The 21,899-nt window shown below is 70.9% G+C and carries 18 protein-coding genes and 5 tRNA genes; 11 read left to right on the top strand and 12 right to left on the bottom strand.

Features of this window, described 5'->3' with window-relative positions:
• Positions 1–124: 124 nt before the first annotated feature.
• A tRNA-Gly gene (locus AB0L74_RS22265) sits at positions 125–196 on the bottom strand.
• 123 nt (positions 197–319) lie between these two features.
• On the bottom strand, positions 320–637 hold the full coding sequence (locus AB0L74_RS22260) for an Lsr2 family protein (RefSeq protein ID WP_365654915.1): 318 nt from the start codon (positions 635–637) through the stop codon (positions 320–322).
• Positions 638–978: 341 nt separating this feature from the next.
• On the opposite strand from AB0L74_RS22260, the gene purS reads away from it, so the two are divergent.
• The 7 genes from purS to purM all read left to right on the top strand — a co-directional run bounded on the left by purS (position 979) and on the right by purM (position 8,749).
• On the top strand, positions 979–1,251 hold the full coding sequence (gene purS / locus AB0L74_RS22255) for a phosphoribosylformylglycinamidine synthase subunit PurS (RefSeq protein WP_071380673.1): 273 nt from the start codon (positions 979–981) through the stop codon (positions 1,249–1,251).
• Entirely contained in the window at positions 1,248–1,928 is a 681-nt protein-coding gene (gene purQ / locus AB0L74_RS22250; protein ID WP_365654912.1) for a phosphoribosylformylglycinamidine synthase subunit PurQ, read from the top strand. Before purS ends, purQ begins: the two co-directional genes overlap by 4 nt.
• Complete coding sequence (purL, locus tag AB0L74_RS22245; RefSeq protein WP_365654909.1) at positions 1,925–4,183, top strand: phosphoribosylformylglycinamidine synthase subunit PurL; 2,259 nt, start codon at positions 1,925–1,927, stop codon at positions 4,181–4,183. The genes purQ and purL overlap by 4 nt, the downstream gene beginning before the upstream one ends.
• Before the next feature lie 206 nt (positions 4,184–4,389).
• Positions 4,390–5,187 carry a sterol carrier family protein gene (locus AB0L74_RS22240; protein ID WP_365654906.1) on the top strand — a complete coding sequence of 266 codons (798 nt, stop codon included), beginning with the start codon at positions 4,390–4,392 and terminating at the stop codon, positions 5,185–5,187.
• A 43-nt stretch (positions 5,188–5,230) separates the two neighbouring features.
• Positions 5,231–6,028, top strand: coding sequence for an META domain-containing protein (locus AB0L74_RS22235; RefSeq protein ID WP_365654903.1), 798 nt, complete (start codon positions 5,231–5,233; stop codon positions 6,026–6,028).
• A gap of 62 nt (positions 6,029–6,090) precedes the next feature.
• Positions 6,091–7,617: an amidophosphoribosyltransferase gene (gene purF / locus AB0L74_RS22230; protein ID WP_365654900.1), complete on the top strand. Its 1,527-nt coding sequence runs from the start codon at positions 6,091–6,093 to the stop codon at positions 7,615–7,617.
• Between the two features lie 43 nt (positions 7,618–7,660).
• Positions 7,661–8,749 (top strand): phosphoribosylformylglycinamidine cyclo-ligase, encoded by a 1,089-nt coding sequence (purM, locus tag AB0L74_RS22225; RefSeq protein ID WP_365654897.1) that lies wholly within the window; start codon positions 7,661–7,663, stop codon positions 8,747–8,749.
• Positions 8,750–8,905: 156 nt separating this feature from the next.
• Here purM and AB0L74_RS22220 read toward each other — a convergent pair whose 3' ends face one another.
• Both AB0L74_RS22220 and AB0L74_RS22215 read right to left on the bottom strand, forming a co-directional pair.
• The gene (locus AB0L74_RS22220) at positions 8,906–9,157 is read right to left on the bottom strand and encodes a DUF3073 domain-containing protein (protein ID WP_029382614.1); all 252 of its coding nucleotides are present in this window, start codon (positions 9,155–9,157) and stop codon (positions 8,906–8,908) included.
• A gap of 312 nt (positions 9,158–9,469) precedes the next feature.
• The gene (locus tag AB0L74_RS22215) at positions 9,470–10,573 is read right to left on the bottom strand and encodes a Glu/Leu/Phe/Val dehydrogenase dimerization domain-containing protein (protein WP_365654893.1); all 1,104 of its coding nucleotides are present in this window, start codon (positions 10,571–10,573) and stop codon (positions 9,470–9,472) included.
• Positions 10,574–10,794: 221 nt separating this feature from the next.
• On the opposite strand from AB0L74_RS22215, the gene AB0L74_RS22210 reads away from it, so the two are divergent.
• Positions 10,795–11,646 (top strand): hypothetical protein, encoded by an 852-nt coding sequence (locus AB0L74_RS22210; protein ID WP_365654890.1) that lies wholly within the window; start codon positions 10,795–10,797, stop codon positions 11,644–11,646.
• 577 nt (positions 11,647–12,223) lie between these two features.
• The gene (gene bldC / locus AB0L74_RS22205; RefSeq protein ID WP_003949541.1) at positions 12,224–12,430 is read left to right on the top strand and encodes a developmental transcriptional regulator BldC; all 207 of its coding nucleotides are present in this window, start codon (positions 12,224–12,226) and stop codon (positions 12,428–12,430) included.
• Between the two features lie 477 nt (positions 12,431–12,907).
• Here bldC and AB0L74_RS22200 read toward each other — a convergent pair whose 3' ends face one another.
• The 8 genes from AB0L74_RS22200 to AB0L74_RS22165 form a co-directional block, all read right to left on the bottom strand.
• Entirely contained in the window at positions 12,908–13,099 is a 192-nt protein-coding gene (locus tag AB0L74_RS22200) for a DUF6274 family protein (RefSeq protein WP_365654887.1), read from the bottom strand.
• A gap of 276 nt (positions 13,100–13,375) precedes the next feature.
• Positions 13,376–13,450 (bottom strand) — tRNA-Asp (locus tag AB0L74_RS22195).
• Positions 13,451–13,544: 94 nt separating this feature from the next.
• Positions 13,545–17,498, bottom strand: a complete 3,954-nt coding sequence (gene hrpA / locus AB0L74_RS22190; protein WP_365654884.1) for an ATP-dependent RNA helicase HrpA — start codon at positions 17,496–17,498, stop codon at positions 13,545–13,547.
• A gap of 110 nt (positions 17,499–17,608) precedes the next feature.
• Positions 17,609–18,550 carry a hypothetical protein gene (locus tag AB0L74_RS22185; RefSeq protein ID WP_365654881.1) on the bottom strand — a complete coding sequence of 314 codons (942 nt, stop codon included), beginning with the start codon at positions 18,548–18,550 and terminating at the stop codon, positions 17,609–17,611.
• 146 nt (positions 18,551–18,696) lie between these two features.
• A tRNA-Phe gene (locus AB0L74_RS22180) sits at positions 18,697–18,773 on the bottom strand.
• 24 nt (positions 18,774–18,797) lie between these two features.
• A tRNA-Asp gene (locus tag AB0L74_RS22175) sits at positions 18,798–18,872 on the bottom strand.
• 49 nt (positions 18,873–18,921) lie between these two features.
• Positions 18,922–18,994: transfer RNA gene (locus AB0L74_RS22170), tRNA-Glu, on the bottom strand.
• A gap of 80 nt (positions 18,995–19,074) precedes the next feature.
• Positions 19,075–20,673 (bottom strand): metallophosphoesterase, encoded by a 1,599-nt coding sequence (locus tag AB0L74_RS22165; protein ID WP_365654878.1) that lies wholly within the window; start codon positions 20,671–20,673, stop codon positions 19,075–19,077.
• Between the two features lie 85 nt (positions 20,674–20,758).
• Between AB0L74_RS22165 and AB0L74_RS22160 the strand changes: the two genes are divergently transcribed.
• Entirely contained in the window at positions 20,759–21,109 is a 351-nt protein-coding gene (locus AB0L74_RS22160; RefSeq protein WP_029384985.1) for a metallopeptidase family protein, read from the top strand.
• Between the two features lie 88 nt (positions 21,110–21,197).
• On the top strand, positions 21,198–21,758 hold the full coding sequence (locus AB0L74_RS22155; RefSeq protein ID WP_365654873.1) for a hypothetical protein: 561 nt from the start codon (positions 21,198–21,200) through the stop codon (positions 21,756–21,758).
• Positions 21,759–21,899: the final 141 nt, after the last annotated feature.

The raw sequence follows: 21,899 nt of genomic DNA, 5'->3' as shown, positions 1-21,899 counted from the left end.
TGAGCTACGTCCGCATGGCCGCCGACCGGCTTTCACCGATCGGTGCGAGCACCAGCCTACCTGATCCTCGGCCGAGCTCTCGACAAGCTCGAACAGAAGGCCCATGGTCATGGCCGACGCACAGAGCGGGTGACAGGAATCGCACACTGCGCCTTCCCCCTGGAAGGGGGATGTTCTACTACTGAACTACACCCGCGTGGTCCGGGAGCCGACCTTCCGGCCGCGCCCCTCGGCGTGCTCCAGACTCTAGCTGATCACCAGGGGTGCCGCGCAAGTCGGTTGCCGCCAGGGGCCGGTGACCGGACGTCGGCCCTGCCGTTCACCGCGCCGCGGCGAACGCCTCGTAGACCCTCTTGGGGATGCGGCCCCGCGCGGGCACGTCCATCTTGTTCGACTGGGCCCAGGCGCGGACGGCCGCCGGGTCGGGGGCGACCTCGGTCTGCCGGTAGGCCCGGCCGGACGTCGACCGCTTGCGGCCGGCCGTCACGTACGGGGCCAGGGCCTCGCGCAGTTTCCTGGCGTTGGCTTCGTTCAGGTCGATCTCGTACATCCTGCCGTCGACTCCGAAGGCGATCGTCTCCGCCGCTTCCGAGCCGTCGATGTCGTCAAAGAGAGTGACCACGACACGCTGAGCCACGAATATCGATCCCTTCGTGTGACATCTGCCGCGATGACGTGCCAAGACGTCGCGAAGATGCCGACCGTTCGCCTGTTAATGGGCACAGTATCGGCTGTTGACATTTCATTTGTACAGGGTTTGGCATTGCAATCTTGAGACCGGCTAAATCCGGCCGGGTCTCCGTCGGCCAATAGGTGACCGGACACGTTCCGAGATCTTTTCCGTATCTTTTCGCTTGCGGTCACCCATGATGCCGAATCGTGACCGGGATCACGTAGTTTCCTACAACTCTACTCGCGTAGAAATTTTGTGCGGGTAGTCTGAAGGAACCTGCTCAGCACCACACACCGGGAGTGCCAGTGGCACGCGTCGTAGTCGACGTCATGCTCAAGCCGGAGATCCTCGACCCCCAGGGCCAGGCGGTGCAGCGCGCACTGCCGCGGCTGGGTTTCGAGGGGATCTCGGACGTCCGTCAGGGAAAGCGTTTCGAACTGGAAGTTGACGGGCCGGTCGACGAGGCCGCCCTCGCCCGCATCCACGATCTTGCGGAATCCTTCCTCGCCAACACCGTGATCGAGGACTTCACCGTCCGGGTCGAGGAAGCGGCGGAAGTCGCGGAGGCGGCGAAGTGACCGCTCGTATTGGCGTCGTCACTTTCCCGGGCAGCCTCGACGACCGGGACACGCAGCGCGCGATCCGCGTCGCGGGAGCCGAGCCCGTGGCCCTGTGGCACAAGGACAAGGACCTCAAGCAGGTCGACGCGGTCGTGCTGTGCGGCGGTTTCTCCTACGGCGACTATCTGCGCGCCGGTGCCATCGCCCGTTTCTCGCCGGTGATGGAGCCCCTGATCGCCCAGGCCAAGGAGGGCCTCCCGGTCCTCGGCATCTGCAACGGCTTCCAGATCCTCACCGAGGCACACCTGCTGCCCGGCGCGATGCTCGGCAACGACCACCTGCACTTCATCTGCCGCGACCAGAAGCTGCGGGTGGAGAACGCCGGCACCGCCTGGACCACCGACTACACGGCCGGCCAGGAGATCAGCATCCCGCTGAAGAACATGGACGGCCGCTACGTCGCCGACCGGCGCACGCTGGACGAGCTGGAGGCCGAGGGCCGGGTCGCCTTCCGCTACGTCGACTTCAACCCCAACGGCTCGCTCAACGACATCGCCGGCGTCACCAACGCCGCCGGCAACGTCGTCGGCCTGATGCCGCACCCCGAGCACGCCGTGGAGCCGCTGATCGGTACCGGCCGTACCGACGGTCTCCCGTTCTTCACCTCGATCCTCAAGAAGCTGGTCAACGCATGAGCCGGACGCCTCTGGACACGGTCGAGCACGCGGCCGCGACCCCCGACGTCGAGCTGCCCTGGGCCGAACTGGGCCTGAAGAAGGACGAGTACGAGCGAGTCGTCGAGATCCTCGGCCGCCGCCCCACCGGCGCCGAGCTCGCCATGTACTCGGTGATGTGGTCCGAGCACTGCTCGTACAAGTCCTCCAAGGTCCACCTCCGCCAGTTCGGCGAGAAGGCCCCCGAGAACGACGCCCTGCTCGTCGGCATCGGCGAGAACGCCGGTGTGGTCGACGTGGGCCAGGGCTACGCGGTCACCTTCAAGGTCGAGTCGCACAACCACCCCTCCTACGTCGAGCCCTACCAGGGCGCGGCCACGGGCGTCGGCGGCATCGTCCGCGACATCATCGCCATGGGCGCCCGCCCGGTCGCGGTCGTGGACCCCCTGCGCTTCGGCGCGGCGGACCACCCCGACACCAAGCGCGTCCTGCCCGGCGTCGTCGCCGGCATCGGCGGCTACGGCAACTGCCTGGGTCTGCCCAACATCGGCGGCGAGGTCGTCTTCGACGCCTGCTACCAGGGCAACCCGCTGGTCAACGCCGGCTGCGTCGGTGTGATGCGGCACGAGGACATCCACCTCGCCAAGGCGTCCGGCGCGGGCAACAAGGTCATCCTGTACGGCGCCCGGACCGGCGGCGACGGCATCGGCGGCGCCTCCATCCTCGCCTCCGAGACCTTCGACGACGCCAAGCCGTCCAAGCGTCCCGCCGTCCAGGTCGGCGACCCCTTCCAGGAGAAGCTGCTCATCGAGTGCACCCTGGAGGCGTTCCAGGAGAAGCTGGTGGTCGGCATCCAGGACCTGGGCGCGGCCGGCCTGTCCTGCGCCACGTCCGAGCTGGCCTCCAACGGCTCCGGCGGCATGCGCGTCACCCTGGACGACGTACCCCTGCGCGACTCCACGCTCTCGCCCGAGGAGATCCTCATGAGCGAGTCGCAGGAGCGCATGTGCGCGGTCGTCGAGCCCGGCAAGGTCGACCGCTTCCTGGAGATCTGCGACAAGTGGGACGTCATCGCCACGGTGATCGGTGAGGTCACCGACGGCGACCGCCTGGAGATCTTCTGGCACGGCGAGAAGATCGTCGACGTCGACCCGCGCACGGTCGCCCACGAGGGCCCGACGTACGAGCGCCCCTACGCCCGCCCCGAGTGGCAGGACGCGCTCCAGGCCGACGACGCGAACAAGCTGCCGCGCCCGCGGACGTCCCAGGAGCTGAAGGACCAGGTCCTGAAGCTGGTGGCCTCGCCCAACCAGGCGTCCAAGTCCTGGATCACCTCCCAGTACGACCGGTTCGTGCAGGGCAACACGGTCCTCGCCCAGCCCGAGGACTCCGGCATGATCCGCATCGACGAGGAGACCGGCCTCGGCGTGGCCCTCGCCACCGACGGCAACGGCCGGTACGCCAAGCTCGACCCGTACACGGGCGCCCAGCTGGCCCTCGCGGAGGCGTACCGCAACGTGGCGACGACCGGCGCCAAGCCGCTCGCCGTCTCCGACTGCCTGAACTTCGGCTCCCCCGAGGACCCGGCCGTGATGTGGCAGTTCGCGGAGGCCGTGCGCGGTCTGGCGGACGGCTGCCAGCAGCTGGGCACCCCGGTGACCGGCGGCAACGTCTCGCTGTACAACCAGACCGGCGAGGCCGCCATCCACCCGACCCCGGTCGTCGCGGTCCTCGGCGTCATCGACGACGTGGCCCGCCGCACGCCGGTCGCCTTCCAGGAGGAGGGGCAGCTCATCTACCTCCTCGGCGACACGCGTGAGGAGTTCGGCGGCTCGGCCTGGTCCCAGGTCATCCACGACCACCTCGGCGGCCTGCCGCCCAAGGTCGACCTGGAGCGCGAGCGGCTGCTCGCCGAGATCCTCATCGCCGGCTCCCGCGACGGCATGATCGACTCCGCGCACGACCTGTCCGACGGCGGCCTGGTCCAGGCCGTGGTCGAGTCGGCGCTGCTCGGGGAGAAGGGCGCCCGCCTGATCGTCCCGGACGGTCTGGACGCGTTCACCTTCCTGTTCTCCGAGTCGGCGGGCCGCGCGATCGTCGCGGTGCCGCGCTCGGAGGAGCTCCGCTTCAACGACATGTGCGGCGCGCGGGGCCTGCCGGCCACCCGCATCGGCGTCGTCGACGGCGACACGGTGGAGGTCCAGGGCGAGTTCACCCTCACCCTGGACGAGCTGCGCGAGGCGCACGAGGCGACGATCCCGGCGCTGCTGGCGTAGGGACACGCGCGCGAGGGCCCCGCCCGGACCGGCTCCGGACGGGGCCCTCGTACGTACGCGGGGCCCGCCCGGCGTACGAGGGGCCCGCCGGGCCGAAGTGTGCCGGGGAGGCCCGGCGGGGCGCCGACCGAAATGCCGGGCAGGCCGGGCGCCCGCCGGGCGGAAATGCCGGGCAGGCCCGGGGCCGTCGCGCATAGGCTGCCGTCATGTCCCCGGCCAAGCCCCGCTCCCGCGGCTACGACCCCGCCCGCACCCGCGCCGCCGTGCTCGCCCAGTTCGGCCACGTACGCGACGCCGTGCGCACCCTCACGCCCGAGCAGCTCGCCCTGCCCACGCGCCTGGGCGAGTGGACCGTACGCGACCTGGTCGCGCACTTCGGGATGGTGCTCACGGTCGTGGACCGGCTGCTCGCCGAGCCGGAGCCCGCCCGGCAGGACGGGCGGCTGCCCGACTGGCCGGGCACCATCGCCGCCGACGCCCCCGCCATCGCCGACACCGCCCGCCGGCGTGCCGAGCAGCACGCCGACCTGGACGCCCATCTGGCCGACGCGGAGCGGACGTTCACCGCCCACCTGGACGCCCAGCCCGCGGGCAGGCTGCTGCCGACCGGCGCGGGCGCCCTGCCGCTCGCCGACTACGTCGTCACCCGCACCGTCGAACTCGTCGTCCACACCGACGACCTGAACGCCGCCGTCCCCGGCCTCGACGTCCCCTGCGACCGCCAGGCCCTGGCCACCGCGACCCGCCTGCTGGCCGACACGCTCGCCGCCAAGGCGCCCGGCGGGGCGACGGAGGTGCGGATCCCGCCGTACGCCGTCGTGCAGTGCGTGGAGGGGCCCCGGCACACCCGCGGCACCCCGCCCAACGTGGTCGAGACCGACCCGCTGACCTGGATACGGCTCGCCACCGGGCGGCTGGCCTGGAAGGACGCGGTCGCCGAGGGCAAGGTGAGCGCGAGCGGCGAGCGGGCCGACCTCGGCGAACTGCTGCCGCTGCTGGCCTGAGCGGCGCGGGGAACCGATCCCTCCCGGCGCCCGTCGAATCGTCATGTACAGGCAGAAGGACAAGAAGAGGCAGCGTACGACCCTGGCCGTGGCCGCCGCCGCCCTCCTCCCGCTCGCCGCGGCCTGCGGCAGCGAGCGGGCGGACGGCGGAAGCGCCTCGGCCGGCGCCGGCAGGGCCCCCGTGACCGGCGTCCACTGGAAGATCGACAGCGTCACCGTGGACGGCGCGACGCACCGGGCGCCGCGGCGCGCGCACCTCCGGATCGAGGCCGGCGGCAGGGCGGAGGGAAGTCTCGGCTGCAACCGCTTCACCGCCCGCGCCGCCGTCGACGCCGACCGCGTCCGGCTCAGCGACGCCACGGCCACCGAGATGGCCTGCGACGACATCCCCATGGCCGTCGAGGAGGCCCTCGGCCGCGCCCTGACCGCCGGACCGCTCACCACCGACGCCGACGGCGACCGGCTGACGCTCACCACGCCGGGCGGCGACACCGTCCGGCTGAGCAGGGCGCAGGACGCGCCCCTGTACGGCACCACCTGGACCGTCACCGAGCCCGGAGGCGGCGCCGGCCGGGCCCACCTGGTCTTCGACGACGCGAAGAACTCCGTCTCCGGACGACTGGGCTGCAACACCGCCCGCGCCGGGGCCACGGTCCGCGACGGCCATATCACCCTCGGCGCGCCGGTCACCACCCGAATGATGTGCGAAGACTCACTCATGGACACCGAGAAGCGGCTTCTGCGGCTGTTCGACGGGCCGCTCAGCTACCGGATCGATCAGCGGACCCTCACGCTGACCAGCGAGAACGGCCAGACCGTACGGGCCGTCGCCGACCGGTGACGCCTGGCTGGTCTCCCATCCCCAATTCGGACCAGTGGTCGATCTCGCCTACACTCGGGAGCGTGCCACGTGGTGACGGTCGACTCAATCACGATCTGCTCCCCGGTGAGAAGGGCCCCCAGGACGCATGCGGCGTCTTCGGTGTCTGGGCTCCGGGTGAAGAGGTCGCAAAGCTCACGTACTTCGGGCTCTACGCCCTCCAGCACCGGGGTCAGGAATCCGCGGGAATCGCGGTCAGCAACGGCTCCCAGATCCTCGTCTTCAAGGACATGGGCCTGGTCTCCCAGGTCTTCGACGAAACCTCCCTCGGTTCGCTCCAGGGTCATATCGCGGTCGGTCACGCCCGCTACTCGACCACCGGAGCCTCCGTATGGGAGAACGCCCAGCCGACGTTCCGCGCCACCGCGCACGGTTCGATCGCGCTCGGCCACAACGGCAACCTCGTCAACACCGCCCAGCTCGCCGAGCTGGTCGCCGACCTGCCCAAGCAGGACGGCCGCTCCACGCGGGTCGCGGCGACCAACGACACCGACCTGGTCACCGCGCTCCTGGCGGGCCAGGCCGACGACGACGGCAAGCCCCTGACCATCGAAGAGGCAGCCGCCAAGGTGCTGCCCCAGGTGCGCGGTGCCTTCTCCCTCGTCTTCATGGACGAGCACACCCTGTACGCCGCCCGCGACCCGCAGGGCATCCGCCCGCTGGTCCTCGGCCGGCTGGAGCGCGGCTGGGTCGTCGCCTCCGAGACCGCCGCCCTCGACATCACGGGCGCCAGCTTCGTCCGCGAGATCGAGCCGGGCGAGTTCGTCGCCATCGACGAGAACGGTCTGCGCAGTTCCCGATTCGCGGAAGCGAAGCCCAAGGGCTGTGTCTTCGAGTACGTGTACCTGGCCCGCCCGGACACCGACATCGCCGGCCGGAACGTCTACCTGTCCCGCGTCGAGATGGGCCGCCGCCTCGCCAAGGAGGCCCCGGTCGAGGCGGACCTGGTCATACCGACCCCGGAGTCCGGAACTCCGGCCGCCATCGGCTACGCCGAGGCCAGCGGCATCCCCTTCGGCGCCGGCCTGGTGAAGAACGCGTACGTGGGACGCACCTTCATCCAGCCCTCCCAGACCATCCGCCAGCTCGGCATCCGCCTGAAGCTGAACCCCCTGAAGGAAGTCATCAAGGGCAAGCGGCTGGTCGTCGTCGACGACTCCATCGTCCGCGGCAACACCCAGCGGGCCCTGGTCCGCATGCTGCGCGAGGCGGGCGCCGCCGAGGTGCACATCCGGATCTCCTCGCCGCCCGTGAAGTGGCCCTGCTTCTTCGGCATCGACTTCGCCACCCGCGCCGAGCTGATCGCCAACGGCATGTCGGTCGAGGAGATCGGCACGTCCCTGGGCGCCGACTCCCTCGCGTACATCTCCCTGGACGGCATGGTCGAGGCGACCACGATCGCCAAGCCGAACCTGTGCCGCGCCTGCTTCGACGGCGAGTACCCGATGGAGCTCCCCGACCCGGAGCTGCTCGGCAAGCAGCTGCTGGAGACCGAGCTGGCCGCCGGGCCCGCCGCCACGGCCGCCTCCGACGCCATCCGCCGTCCGTAGGCATTCGCCAGCCCCGTCACACCAACCCGAAAGATCCCAGGCAATGTCTGAGACCCCCACCGGTGTCACCGGTGCCTCCGGTGCTTCCTACGCGGCTGCCGGCGTCGACATCGAGGCGGGCGACCGCGCGGTCGAGCTGATGAAGGAGTGGGTGAAGAAGACGCGGCGCCCCGAGGTCCTCGGCGGCCTCGGCGGTTTCGCCGGCCTCTTCGACGCCTCCGCCCTGAAGAACTACGACCGCCCCCTGCTGGCCTCCGCCACGGACGGCGTCGGCACCAAGGTCGACGTCGCCCGGCAGATGGGCGTCTACGACACCATCGGCCACGACCTGGTCGCCATGGTCATGGACGACATCGTGGTGTGCGGCGCCGAGCCGCTGTTCATGACCGACTACATCTGCGTCGGCAAGGTCCACCCCGAGCGGGTCGCCGCCATCGTCAAGGGCATCGCCGAGGGCTGCGTGCTGGCGGGCTGCGCCCTGGTGGGCGGCGAGACGGCCGAACACCCGGGCCTGCTGGGCGCGGACGACTTCGACGTCGCCGGCGCCGGTACGGGCGTCGTGGAGGCCGACCGGCTGCTCGGCCCGGACCGCATCCGCGAGGGCGACGCGGTCGTCGCCATGGCCTCCTCCGGGCTTCACTCGAACGGGTACTCACTCGTCCGGCACGTCCTGCTGAACCAGGCCGGCCTGGCCCTGGAGACGCACATCGACGAGCTCGGCCGCACCCTCGGCGAGGAGCTGCTGGAGCCGACGAAGATCTACTCGCTGGACTGCCTGGCGCTGACCCGCACCACCGACGTGCACGCTTTCAGCCACGTCACCGGCGGCGGACTCGCCGCCAACCTGGCCCGTGTCATCCCCGACGGCCTGCACGCGGTCGTCGACCGCTCCACCTGGACCCCGGCCCCGGTGTTCGACCTCGTCGGGAAGACCGGCGACGTCGAGCGGCTGGAGCTGGAGAAGACCCTCAACATGGGCGTCGGCATGATCGCGATCGTGCCGCAGGAGTCCGCCGACGTGGCACTGGCGACCCTGGCCGACCGCGGTGTGGAGGCATGGGTGGCCGGCGAGATCACGGACCGCGGCGACCACGCGACGGGCGCCGCCCTGATCGGTGACCACGCGAGCTGAGCACCGGACGCCGCCCGCGGTTCCGCACGGCGGGCGGCGCCACCCGGAAGATCACTCCGGGGCTGGCCGGAAGGCCGCCCTGGAGGCGGCTGTACGGGCAGCACAGAACCCGGCCGGTGACGGACGTCACCGACCGGGTTGGTGCTCAGTGCAAGGTCAAGCGCCGCGACGCTGCTGCGGGGACTGGCTGTCCTCGTCCTCGTCGTCGTCCTCGTAGAGGTCGGCGTACTTTGCGTACAGGTCGTCGTCGTGCTCATCGTCCTGGAACCGTTCGCCGCCGTTCGGCGACGCGTTCGCAGTCGATGCGCCCAGCTCCTCGGCCAGGCGTGCGAGATCCGTCCCACCGCTGTTGTACTTCAGCTGGCGGGCGACCTTCGTCTGCTTGGCCTTGGCCCGGCCGCGCCCCATGGCTCGACCCCCTCAACGACGGGGCTCGACGGCCCCAGAGTCTTGACACGCGTTCATGATCCGGAACGGACTCTCCGTGGAGAGGCCGGTCCGTAGGGCTTCCACGGTACCTGAGCCCGCGCCCATACGGTACGTCGCCCGCATGACGTGCCCGCGCCCAGGACCTTCGAGGCGCCCTGTCCTCGCTGGTCAACGGCGATTTTAACCACTTCTCCACGCTCGACCCGCCGGTGAAAGTGAGAGTTCTCTCCAACTGCCCACCGGCGGGTACCGGTCATATGTGCGACCAAGCTCCTCCGGCCGCGCGCGGAATCAGTGCGCTGCCGGGCGAGTGCGGGCCTCCGCCATGCGCTGCTCGGCGATCCGGTCGGCCGCGGCGGCCGGCGGAATACCGTCCTCCTTCGCACGTGCGAATATGGCGAGCGTCGTGTCGTAGATCTTCGCCGCCTTCGCCTTGCACCGCTCGAAATCGAAACCGTGCAGCTCGTCGGCGACCTGGATGACGCCGCCGGCGTTCACCACGTAGTCCGGCGCGTAGAGGATCCCGCGGTCGGCGAGGTCCTTCTCCACGCCCGGGTGGGCGAGCTGGTTGTTGGCCGCTCCGCAGACCACCTTCGCGGTCAGCACCGGCACGGTGTCGTCGTTCAGCGCCCCGCCGAGCGCGCAGGGGGCGTAGACGTCCAGGCCCTCGGTGCGGACCAGGGCGGCGGTGTCGGCGACGGCGCGCACCGACGGGTGCCGCTCGGTGATCCGCCGTACGGCCTCCTCGCGGACGTCGGTGACGACGACCCGGGCGCCCTCCGCCATCAGGTGCTCCACGAGGTGGTGACCGACCTTGCCGACGCCCGCGATGCCCACCGTGCGGTCGCGCAGCGACGGGTCGCCCCACAGGTGCTGGGCGCTGGCCCGCATCCCCTGGTAGACGCCGAAGGCGGTCAGCACGGAGGAGTCGCCCGCGCCGCCGTTCTCCGGGGACCGCCCGGTCGTCCAGCGGCACGCGCGCGCCACGACGTCCATGTCGGCGACGTAGGTGCCCACGTCGCAGGCGGTGACGTACCGCCCGCCGAGCGAGGCGACGAAGCGCCCGTAGGCCAGCAGCAGTTCCTCGGTCTTGTCCTGCTCGGGGTTGCCGATGATCACGGCCTTGCCGCCGCCGTGGTCGAGACCGGCCATGGCGTTCTTGTAGGACATCCCGCGCGCGAGGTTCAGCGCGTCGGCGACCGCCTCCGCCTCGTTCGCGTACGGGTAGAAGCGGGTGCCGCCGAGGGCGGGGCCCAGGGCGGTGGAGTGGAGGGCGATGACGGCCTTCAGGCCGGTGGCACGGTCCTGGCAGAGCACGACTTGCTCATGACCTCCCTGATCCGACCGGAACAGGGTGTGCAGTACATCAGCAGACGCGCCGGTTACGTCGGTCACGGTGGTGACTCCTCGGTAAGGTGCGGCGGGTGGGACCGGCTCCCAAAGGGGTGGCCGGGAGCTGGTGGCACGAGATTAGAGCCTGTCGGCGTCCCGCCGCCGCACAGTGGTCGAGATCACCTCCGCACGGAGTACGGCCGTGCGACGATGCGCGTGGGCTTCCCGCGCGGCTGCGGTACTTCCGCAGGTTTTCGCGACGGTGCGCGGGGGAGGGAGCAGGCGTGCCCAAGGTGACCTCCGTGATCGTCCCCTACGCGACGTACCTGCGCGTGTACGAACCGCTGGCCGCCTTCCCCGAACCGGAGCGCGGCCACTGGGCGCGCTACGCCCGCCGCGGCGACCTGCCCACCTACCAGGACGAGCTGCGCCGGGCCCTGGCAGATCTGGTGCCCACCCCGCCGGTGCCCGTGCCGGTGCACGAGAGCGGCGACGCGTTCGTCCTGGAGACGGACGGGGTGGTCTGCGTGTGCCCCTGGGGTACCCGGCTGCGGGGCTGGCAGGCCCTGGAGGAGGTCGTCGAGGAGCTCCCGCCGCCGGTCCTGGACGCGGCGCTGCCCCCGCTGGTCCGCCGCCAGGCCGCGCAGGACTACGAGCGCTGGCTCGCCCGCAACCCGGACGCCCGCCCGTGGATCCGCACCGCCGCCTGGCAGGTGCCGATCAACTGGTTCGTGCTCGTCGCCGACGAGGAGCGCGAGTACGTCAAGGGCTCCGGCGACGCGGCCGCCGAGCCGCCGGTGCTGCGCTACCGGACGCCCATGGTGCAGGCCCGGCGCCGGGTGGCGCGGGCGCTGCGGGCCCTGAGGGACGCCGTGGACGAGGGGCCGCTCATCGACGGCCTGGTGGACGTGGGGCGCTGGCTGGAGGAGTTCCATCCGCGGTCGTACGTCGAGCTGGACTACGGGGGTCTGGTGCACGTACTGCCGGCCGGCGAGCTGGAGGACGACCACTCGGCGGCGGATGTGGCCGAGGGCATCGAGGCGCTGCGGCACGGCGACGAGGCCGCCGCGGTGGCGGCCTACGGGAGGCTCGTGGACCGCTGGCGGGCGGTGCGCGAGCGGCGCTCGGCGAACTGACGTCCGCGCGCGGTTGCGAACGGGCGTTTGACGTGACGCCCGTTTTGGGGTTTCGTCCTGGCTCTGAGGTTCCTGATGCTCCGTCAAGGTGCGGGGCACCCCAGGGCTGACGCGCCCCGGACCCGGGACGTAGGTCCCGATCCGGGCTTTTCTCTCAAGCGTGACGGACCGCACGTACCCCACTCTTGCGCCCGTTGCCCCCCCTCATGCCAAAATAGGACAAGGAGTCCGGGGAGGCTCCGTCCGTCCCGCTGTGGTGCACTGTGGGCGGAATCTCAGCATTGCACGCTTATGGGGGGTCTGGTATCTCCTGATCGCCCTGTGACTGATCGTCACAGTGGCGTGACTGTCCGCTATGGCATGGTCCATCGGCATCCGTCGCTGATGAACACCTGGGAGGGCAATTCCATCGGTTTGGCCGACGCGGCTGGACAGATGGTGTAGTTGTAGTGCCGAGGACAAGCCGTTCGTCCTATAACCGACTCGACTCGCGTCCGCCATTTCGGGCAACGCGGGTCAAGGTGCAGAATTTAGAGGAAAGAACCGAGAAGGTTCGGTTCTCCCGAGGAGGCCGCTCATGACCGCTCGCACCCCTGATGCCGAGCCGCTGCTGACCCCGGCTGAGGTCGCCACCATGTTCCGCGTCGACCCGAAGACGGTCACGCGCTGGGCGAAGGCCGGCAAGCTCACGTCGATCCGCACGCTCGGCGGGCACCGCCGCTACCGCGAGGCCGAGGTCCGCGCTCTGCTCGCGGGCATCCCGCAGCAGCGCAGCGAGGCCTGAACAGCCGCATAACCGGGCAATCCGTCAGGCCCCCCAACCTGGCGAGGCGCTCGAACCCATAGCTCCAAGCGACGCGGGGATCTGCCCCAACAGACCCCATGCCCCGGTGCGGGTGCGTCGTCGATCGCGCTGGACTCCGCCGGGTCCAGCGCGATCTTTTTTGTGCGGGCCGGGGTCCTCCTGTGCCGTCCGGCGCCCTTCCGTGCCTGGTGGCGGGCCCGGCGGGCGTCTCTGTGAGCGTCCTTGTCGAAGTCTGGGGAGGGGTGTCGGATCGGCTGTGCGGACGGCTGGGACGCCGGTGCAATTGCACATATTAAATTGACCGCTTGTAGGCGGGGTGTAAATACCGCACTTCCAAAAACTCATGCGGTGACACCCGTCACATGCCAGAGTGCTTGTTGGCTCTGGCATATGTGCGCTAGAGGAGCTCTGGGTTCCAGAACCCGTGCGCCGTACGGAGGTTGAGGCCGACGGCGGTCACGCGGGGGCGGGACGCTCGTCCTCCCCGGCCTCCTGAGGGCCGTTCACGGGCTGGGGGCCGGAGTCCATCGCCAGCCGCAGCAGACGGTGGCAGATCGGGCAGTGGCGCGTCAGATGGCGGTACGACGACGCGGCCGACAGATGCGCGCGGAGCAGTGCCCGGGTCTCGTGCCTCGCCGATGCCGCCATACGCCACCTCCGAGGGCCGTACGGTCAACGGGCCCTGCCTCCGGAGTACCGAGCGAAAGTGACGCCGTCAAGGCCGCGTGGCGGGCGCCCGGGGCCTTGACGGACATCCGCGCCCGGCGCGAGGGCCGGCGCGGGCCCGGTGCGGACACGGAGAAGAGCCCGGGCCGACCGGCCCGGGCTCTTCTCCGTACCCCCGCCGCAGAACTGACGGGGTGCGACACGGGGACATGAGTGAGGCCCGCGGTCCCTTGCGGGTGCGGGCCTCACTCTTTACTGCGGTCCTGACGGGATTTGAACCCGCGGCCTCCACCTTGACAGGGTGGCGAGCACTCCAAACTGCTCCACAGGACCAGGATTTGCCGCGCCATTCGTGCGTTGCGCTGCGAGAAGAGACTCTACAGGAGGGTGAGCCCCTTGGTCGAACTCACCCTCCGTCAGGGTGCCGCTACGGCGCCGCCGCGTCGATCGCCTTCACGATCCGCTTGTCCGAGACCGGGTACGCGGTGCCGAGCGCGTGGGCGAAGTAGCTGACCCGGAGCTCCTCGATCATCCAGCGGATCTCCAGGACCTGCTGGGGAACCGGGCGGCCCTGCGGCAGCTGCTCCAGCAGCCACGCGTACTCGTCCCGCATCTCGTGGACCTTCTCCATGCGGGTGGTGTCCCGCTGGACGTTGGCCGGCATCTGCTGCAGACGCCGGTCCGCGGCGATCAGGTAGCGCATCAGGTCGGGCAGCCGGCGGATGCCCACCTCCGTCACGAAACCGGGCTTCACCAGGCCGTCCAGCTGCTTGCGCACGTCCTGGAGGTTCGGCAGCAGCGCGGGGCTCCGTACGGCCTTCAGACGGCGCTCACAGGCCTGCCAGGCGGCCAGCACCTGCTGGACCTGGCCGACCGTGCGCACGGTCGTGTCGACGATCTCCGCGCGGACCTTGTCGTACAGCTTCCGGTACGACTCCTCGTCCCACACCGGGCCGCCGAAGTCGGCGATGAGCTTGTCGGCGGCCGCCATCGCGCAGTCGTCGAACAGCGCCTGGATCGAGCCGTGCGGATTCGCCGACAGCCCGAGCTTCTGCTGGTTGGTCAGCTTTTCGGACGCGAACTTCGCTGGGTTGACCGGGATGTTGCGCAGGATCAGCCGGCGCGTGCCCTTCCACATCGCCTCGGCCTGCTCCGCCTCGGTGTCGAACAGGCGGACCGAGACGGTGTTCGCCGCCGGTCCGTCGTCGACCAGCGCGGGGTAGGCCTTCACCGGCTGGCCGGCGCGGCGGGTCTCGAAGACGCGGGTCAGCGCGCCGATCGTCCAGTCGGTCAGGCCGGTGCGCTCCAGGGACGGCCCGCCCTGGCGGGAGGCGGTGGCGGCCGCGGCCTGGGACAGGGCCTGGCGCGCCTTCGGCTTCAGGCGGAGCTTGAGCGCCTCCAGGTCCTTGTCCTCGGCCAGCTTGCGGCGCCGCTCGTCCACGATCCGGAACGTGATCTTGAGGTGGTCGGGCACCTTGGCCCAGTCGAAGTCCTCGGCCTCGAAGGGGACCCCGACCATGCGCTTCAGCTCACGCGCCATGGTCACCGTCAGCGGTTCCTGGAGCGGGACCGCCCGCTCCAGGAACGCCTTGGCGTAGTTCGGGGCCGGGACGTAGTTGCGGCGGATCGGCTTGGGAAGGGAACGGATGAGCTCGGTGACCAGCTCTTCCCGCAGGCCCGGGATCTGCCAGTCGAAGCCCTCGCCGGTGACCTGGTTGAGGACCTGGAGCGGGATGTGGACCGTGACGCCGTCGGCGTCCGCCCCCGGCTCGAACTGGTACGTGACGCGGAACTTCAGGTTCCCCTGGCGCCAGGAGTCCGGATAGTCGTCCTTGGTGACCGCGCCCGCCTTCTCGTTGATGAGCATCTCGCGCTCGAAGTCGAGGAAGTCGGGCTGCTCGTGCCGCTTGTGCTTCCACCACGAGTCGAAGTGGGCGCCGGAGACGACGTGGTCGGGGATCCGCCGGTCGTAGAAGTCGAACAGCGTCTCGTCGTCGACGAGGATGTCCCGGCGGCGCGCGCGGTGCTCCAGCTCCTCGACCTCGGTCAGGAGCTTGCGGTTGTCGGCGAAGAACTTGTGGTGCGTGCGCCAGTCGCCCTCGACGAGGGCGTGCCGGATGAACAGCTCACGGCTGACCTCCGGATCGATCCGGCCGTAGTTCACCTTGCGCTGGGCGACGATCGGCACGCCGTACAGCGTCACCTTCTCGTACGCCATCACCGCCGCCTGGTCCTTCTCCCAGTGCGGCTCGCTGTACGTGCGCTTGATCAGGTGCTGGGCGAGGGGCTCGACCCACTCCGGCTCGATCTTCGCGTTGACCCGGGCCCACAGCCGGGAGGTCTCGACGAGCTCGGCGGACATCACGAAACGCGGCGGCTTCTTGAACAGCGCCGATCCGGGAAAGATCGCGAACTTGGCGTTGCGGGCGCCCAGGTACTCGTTCTTCGCGCCCTCCTTCACGTCCTTCATGCCGACGTGCGAGAGCAGCCCGGCGAGCAGGGAGACGTGGACGCGGTCGGCGGGGGCGTCGTCGTCGTTGAGGTGGATGCCCATCTGCTTCGCGACCGTGCGCAGCTGGGCGTAGATGTCCTGCCATTCGCGAATGCGCAGGAAGTTGAGGTACTCCTGCTTGCACATCCGGCGGAAGGACGACGAGCCGCGCTCCTTCTGCTGCTCGCGGACGTAGCGCCACAGATTGAGGTAGGCGAGGAAGTCGCTGGTCTCGTCCTTGAAGCGGGCGTGCTGTTGGTCGGCCTGCGTCTGCTTGTCGGCCGGGCGCTCGCGCGGGTCCTGGATGGACAGCGCGGCGGCGATCACCATGACCTCGCGGACACAGCCGTTCTTGTCGGCCTCCAGCACCATCCGGGCCAGTCGCGGGTCGACGGGCAGCTGGGCCAGCTTGCGGCCGGTCTCCGTCAGCCGCTTGCGCGGGTCCTTCTGGGCCGGGTCGAGGGCACCGAGCTCCTGGAGCAGCTGGACGCCGTCGCGGATGTTGCGGTGGTCCGGCGGGTCGATGAAGGGGAACTTCTCGATGTCGCCGAGACCGGCGGCGGTCATCTGGAGGATGACCGAGGCGAGGTTGGTCCGCAGGATCTCCGCGTCCGTGAACTCAGGCCGCGCCTCGAAGTCGTCCTCGCTGTACAGCCGGATGCAGATGCCGTCGGAGGTACGGCCGCAGCGGCCCTTGCGCTGGTTGGCGCTGGCCTGCGAGATCGGCTCGATGGGCAGCCGCTGCACCTTGGTGCGGTGGCTGTAGCGGGAGATCCGGGCGAAGCCGGGGTCGATGACGTACTTGATGCCCGGGACGGTCAGCGAGGTTTCGGCCACGTTGGTGGCCAGAACGATCCTGCGGCCGGAGTGCGGCTGGAAGACGCGGTGCTGCTCGGCGTGGGAGAGCCGGGCGTACAGCGGCAGGATCTCGGTGAACCGGTACTGCTTCTTGGTCAGCGCGTCCGCCGTGTCCCGGATCTCCCGCTCCCCGGAGAGGAAGACCAGGATGTCGCCGGGCCCCTCCGCCATCAGCTCCTCGACGGCGTCCGTGATCGCGGTGATCTGGTCGCGGTCGGCGTCGTCGGAGTCCTCTTCGAGCAGGGGCCGGTAGCGGACCTCCACGGGATACGTCCGGCCGCTGACCTCGATGATCGGGGCGTCGCCGAAGTGCCGGGAGAAGCGCTCCGGGTCGATGGTCGCCGAGGTGATGACGACCTTGAGGTCGGGACGCTTGGGCAGTAGCTGGGCGAGGTAGCCCAGCAGGAAGTCGATGTTCAGGGACCGCTCGTGCGCCTCGTCGATGATGATCGTGTCGTAGGCGCGCAGCTCGCGGTCGGTCTGGATCTCCGCGAGCAGGATGCCGTCCGTCATCAGCTTGACGAACGTGGCCTCCGGATTCACCTGGTCGGTGAACCGGACCTTCCAGCCGACGGCCTCGCCGAGCGGGGTGTCCAGCTCCTCGGCCACGCGTTCGGCGACCGTCCGGGCGGCGATCCGCCGGGGCTGGGTGTGCCCGATCATGCCGCGGACGCCGCGGCCGAGTTCGAGACAGATCTTGGGGATCTGCGTCGTCTTGCCGGACCCCGTCTCACCGGCGACGATCACGACCTGATGGTCGCGGATGGCCGCGGCGATCGCGTCCTTCTTCTGGCTGACCGGCAGTTGTTCGGGATAGGTGATGGCGGGCACGCGGGCGCGGCGCTCACCGACGCGCCGTTCGGCCCGCTCGACGTCCGCCTCGATCTCGGTGAGAACGGCGGCGCGGGCCTCCGGCTTGCGGATCTTGCGCGCGCCTTCCAGCCGCCGGCCGAGGCGGTGCGCGTCACGCGGGGACAGCTCGGTCAGGCGGCCGGCGAGGCTGCCGAGGGCGGGGGCGGAGTGCGTAGACATACGCGATCCAGGATCTCATCCCCGGGAATTCCGTGGCGAGCGCTTTTGCCCGGGGCGTCCGGCGGGCGGACCGGACACCCCGGGCGGCGCGCGGTGAGGCCGGACCGGGACTACCCGGCGAGCCAGTCGGTCAGGTTCACGGGATGGTCCGTGAGCAGTTCGGGGTTGCCGCCGCCACCGGCGTCGATGGCGTACACGCTCGCGGAGCCGGTCGTGTAGTCGTACGCCTGGAAGGCGATCCGGCGGCCGTCGGGTGAGTAGACCGGGTTGCGGAAGCCGGAGAGCGGGACCTGCCAGTCGCGGTGCAGGTCGGTGGTGGCGCCGGTGGCCGCGTCGACGCTGTGGAGGCCGTAGCGGGTGACGTAGACGAGCGCGCTGCCGTCGGGCGACCAGTCGACGGGGGTGGAGCTGATGTCGCGGCCGGTGGTGAGCCGGCGTTCCTCGCGGGTGATGGTGTCCAGGAGGTGGATGTCCGTGCCGTACTCGTAGCTGTCCTCGGTGGGGTACGCGGTGGTCCGCACGAAGGCGATGGTCCGGCCGTCGGGCGAGAAGGTGCCGCGGCTGCCCGGGCTGAGCAGTTCCCGGCCGGTGCCGTCGGCCCTGACCCACTCCAGGCCGCGCGGGCTGTCGTAGACGATGCGCTGCCCGTCGGGGGACCAGTCGGGGTGTCCGACGTACGGGGCCTCGTTGGCCTCGGGCTGGACGCCCGGGACCAGGACGCGCGGGGTGCCGCCGTCCGCGTCCGCGACGACGAGGTCGCGGGCGTGGGCGCAGCCCCCCTCCGGCTGGGGGATGCAGGTGTCCCGCCGGTCGATGTACGCCACCTGCGAGCCCCCGGGCGTGAGGACGCCGTCCTCGGCGTCCCGGGCGTAGGTGGCGGTGACCGTTCCGTTCGCGGGGTCGAGGGTGACCAGGGCGGGGGAGCCCGAGGAGTAGTCGGTGGCGGTGAACCGCCCGGCCGTCACGGCCTCGTCGGCCACGGCGGTCCCGGCCGCCGGCAGCGCGGTCGCGATGGCCAGCCCCAGGGCCCCTACGGCATGTCTGAAACGCACGTGAACCCTCCCAGAAGACCGGGAACCGGCGTCCCCGGCCCCCACTCCAGGAGCGCGAACAGATCAAGAAACGTCACTGGGCGTCTCCGCGGCACGACAAAACCCCCGCCGATGAGACCGACGGGGGTGTCTGCCCGGATGGGCGGTGGTGGCTGGGGCCGGGGTCGAACCGGCGACCTTCCGCTTTTCAGGCGGACGCTCGTACCAACTGAGCTACCCAGCCACGAGGTTTCACGTGAAACCTCAGCGGTCCTGACGGGATTTGAACCCGCGGCCTCCACCTTGACAGGGTGGCGAGCACTCCAAACTGCTCCACAGGACCATGTGGATGTGTGCGGACTGGCTAGCCAAGTGTCGCACACCGTACTGCGTGCCCCCAACGGGATTCGAACCCGTGCTACCGCCTTGAAAGGGCGGCGTCCTAGGCCGCTAGACGATGAGGGCTATCGGCCCGCCTGGGCGCTTCTCAGCGCGTCGGGGACGTGAGAAGCATATGGGATGGCGGGAGGGATCGCCAAAACGGTTTACGGAGTGCGGGTCCCGGAGGGGGCCGGAGCGCTCTGCGCAGGGGTCCGCGCGGGGCTCTGCGTGGCGCCGGAGGCGGGGCCGGCCCCCGGCTGGTTCTCCTTGGGGAGGTGGCGGCTGACCTCGGCCGTCGTCAGGCCCAGGCCGCCCAGTTCGATCGCGTCCCACGCCTGGAGGCGGCGGGTGTCGCGGTCGAAGTAGAGGATCGACGCCTGGATCGGGTCGGGGTGTTCGCCCTCGACGGCGCGCAGGCCGCTGCCGCCGGTCGAGCCCTCCACGCGCAGCCGGGTGCCGTACTTCATGACCTCCGTCTTCTGGTGGTGGATGTGGCCGGCCAGCACCAGCGGCACCTCACCGTCGACCTCGCGGGCCGCCGACGGCTCGTGGGCGATCGCGACGTCGACGGGGGTGCCGGCGGCACGCTGGTCGCGCAGGGCGGAGGCGAGGCGGGCGCCGGCCAGTTCCTGGGAGGTCTCGGCGCCGGGCTTCGTGGAGCGGTCGGGGGTGAACTGGGGGTCGCCGGTGCCGGCGAAGCGCAGGCCGGCGACGGTCACCGCGCGGCCGTGGTCGAGGACGTGCACGTTCCTCATGCGTTCCAGGTAGCGCTGGGTGACGAGCGAGTCGTGGTTGCCGCGCACCCAGACGTAGGGGGCGCCCAGGTCCCGGACCGGGTCCAGGAAGCCGTTCTCGGCGGCCGTTCCGTGGTCCATCGTGTCGCCCGAGTCGACGATCACGTCCACCTTGTACTGCTTCACGAGCGAGGCGATGATCTTCCAGCTCGCCGGGTTCAGGTGGATGTCGGAGACGTGCAGGACCCGGATGGTGGTGGGGTCCGGCGCGTAGGCGGGGAGCGTGGAGGTGGCGTCGTACAGCTTCGTCACGTTCGTCACCAGGCGGGCCAGCTCCTTCTGGTAGACGTCGAACTCGGTGACGATGCTCCGCGCGTTGCCGACCAGGGACGGGGCGGAGGAGAGCAGGCCGGAGAACCGGGGCTCCAGCACGGAGTCGGGGTTCCAGGTGGCGTACGCCGTGCCGCCCGAGGCCGCCAGGAGGGCCAGGGCGAGACCGCCGGCGGCCAGGGCGCGGCGGGGGCGGCGGTAGACCAGGAGGCCGAGGGCGGTGGCGCCGGTGACGACGGCGACGCCGGAGCGTACGGCCAGGCCGAGGGTGCCGTGGCCGACGTCCCGGGCGACCTCGTCCTGGAGGCCGGAGAGGCGCTCGGGATGGTCGACGAGGGCCTGGGCGCGGTCCGGGTCGAGCTGGTCGACGTTCACGTCCAGGCGGACGGGGGCGACGTGGCTGTCGAACTGGAGGGCGCCGAGCGGGGAGACGTTGATCTTCGTGCCGCCGGCGAAGGAGGGGCGCAGCGTCATCGTCGTGTTCATGGGGCCGACCGGTACGCGGACGTCGCCGGCGACGAGCAGGCCCAGCCAGGCCCCGAGCACGACGACGGCGACGAGGCCGGCGGCGCGGCGCCAGGGATGGGGTTGCCGGCCGAGTTCGACCGCGGTGGCGCGGGCACGGCGGCGGGCCGGGGCGCCGGGGGCCGTCCGGACCCGGTGGATCATGTGCAGGACTGCGGCAGGGACGCGGACCATTGGTCCCCTATGCCCACGTCACCGGACCGGTATGCGGGGTGCGGACGCCTCTCGCGCGAGGGGTGGCGTACTCCACAATGATCCTGTGCTGGAGATGACGCGCGAGGAGTTCGAGGAACTGGTCGCCGAGGCGCTCGACCGGATCCCGCCGGAGCTGACGCGGCTGATGGACAACGTCGCGGTGTTCGTGGAGGACGAACCGCCGGCGGACGATCCCGAGCTGCTCGGGCTGTACGAGGGGACGCCGCTGACGGAACGCGGGGAGTGGTACGCGGGCGTGCTGCCGGACCGCATCACGATCTACCGGGGGCCGACGCTGCGGCTGTGCGAGACGCGGGAGGAGGTCGTCGCCGAGACGGAGGTGACCGTGGTGCACGAGATCGCGCACCACTTCGGGATCGACGACGAGCGGTTGCACGCCCTCGGGTACGGGTGACATCCGCCGGTGTGGCGCGCGTGTCCTCTTGCGGGCGGGGGGAGTTGGGCACGTTGACTCATTCACCCCGTTCCGGAGGTGGCTTCCCGTGCGCCCCTTGTACGTACCCGTCCGCCTGGCCGCCACGGTCGTCGCCGTCGTCGCCGCCACCGGCTGTATGAGCGTGGGCGACGACGCCTCCGGCGGGAGCGCCAAGCCGTCGCGCTCCGCCGGGGAGCGGGGCGCCGAGGAGCCTGACGGCGGGGTGGTGCTGCCGGGCGCGGGTTCCGGGTACGGCGCGGCGGCGGCCGGCGGCGGCGACCGGAGCGGCAAGGGCGACGGGAAGGGCGAGGGCAAGGGGCGGAAGAAGGACGGGAAGGGGAAGGGCGAAGGCGAGGCGGAGGAGGAGGCGCCGGCCTCGGGCGCGCCGACCGCCGCCCCGAGCCTCTCCGCCCCGGCGGCCGGCGGACCGCCCAGACCCGCTCCCAGCCGTACGGCCGTTCCGGAACCCACTCGTACGGTCGCTCCCGAGCCGACGCCGACGAGGGAGCCGCCCGCCACCCCGACGCCGGAGCCCACGGTGGCCGAGCCGTCGTCGTCGGCGCACGAGCCGCCGGGGCCGCAGCTGGCGCAGCGCGAGCCGGCGCCGGAAGCGGGCGCGCCGGTCTGAAGACGCCGGGGCGGAGCGCCTGGGGAGGAGGGCCTGGGGAGGCCGGACCGGGCGGAGGAGCTGGGTGGAGAGGCGGGGAAGGGCGGGCCGAGCTGGGCGTTCGTGGCGCGGTTTGCCTTCGGGGGCGGTGAGTGAGTATGG

The sequence above is a fragment of the Streptomyces sp. NPDC052020 genome (assembly GCF_040680575.1).
Taxonomy (GTDB): domain Bacteria; phylum Actinomycetota; class Actinomycetes; order Streptomycetales; family Streptomycetaceae; genus Streptomyces.
This window is presented reverse-complemented; position numbering and strand designations above follow the sequence as displayed.

What these genes read in the sequence shown, in the direction of transcription:
- purL (WP_365654909.1), top strand. Translation starts at nt 1,925, where the DNA reads ATGAGCCGGACGCCTCTGGACACGGTCGAGCACGCGGCCGCGACCCCC.
- AB0L74_RS22240 (WP_365654906.1), top strand. Translation starts at nt 4,390, where the DNA reads ATGTCCCCGGCCAAGCCCCGCTCCCGCGGCTACGACCCCGCCCGCACC.
- AB0L74_RS22235 (WP_365654903.1), top strand. Translation starts at nt 5,231, where the DNA reads ATGTACAGGCAGAAGGACAAGAAGAGGCAGCGTACGACCCTGGCCGTG.
- purM (WP_365654897.1), top strand. Translation starts at nt 7,661, where the DNA reads ATGTCTGAGACCCCCACCGGTGTCACCGGTGCCTCCGGTGCTTCCTAC.
- AB0L74_RS22220 (WP_029382614.1), bottom strand. Translation starts at nt 9,157, where the DNA reads ATGGGGCGCGGCCGGGCCAAGGCCAAGCAGACGAAGGTCGCCCGCCAG.
- bldC (WP_003949541.1), top strand. Translation starts at nt 12,224, where the DNA reads ATGACCGCTCGCACCCCTGATGCCGAGCCGCTGCTGACCCCGGCTGAG.
- AB0L74_RS22200 (WP_365654887.1), bottom strand. Translation starts at nt 13,099, where the DNA reads ATGGCGGCATCGGCGAGGCACGAGACCCGGGCACTGCTCCGCGCGCAT.
- hrpA (WP_365654884.1), bottom strand. Translation starts at nt 17,498, where the DNA reads ATGTCTACGCACTCCGCCCCCGCCCTCGGCAGCCTCGCCGGCCGCCTG.
- AB0L74_RS22165 (WP_365654878.1), bottom strand. Translation starts at nt 20,673, where the DNA reads ATGGTCCGCGTCCCTGCCGCAGTCCTGCACATGATCCACCGGGTCCGG.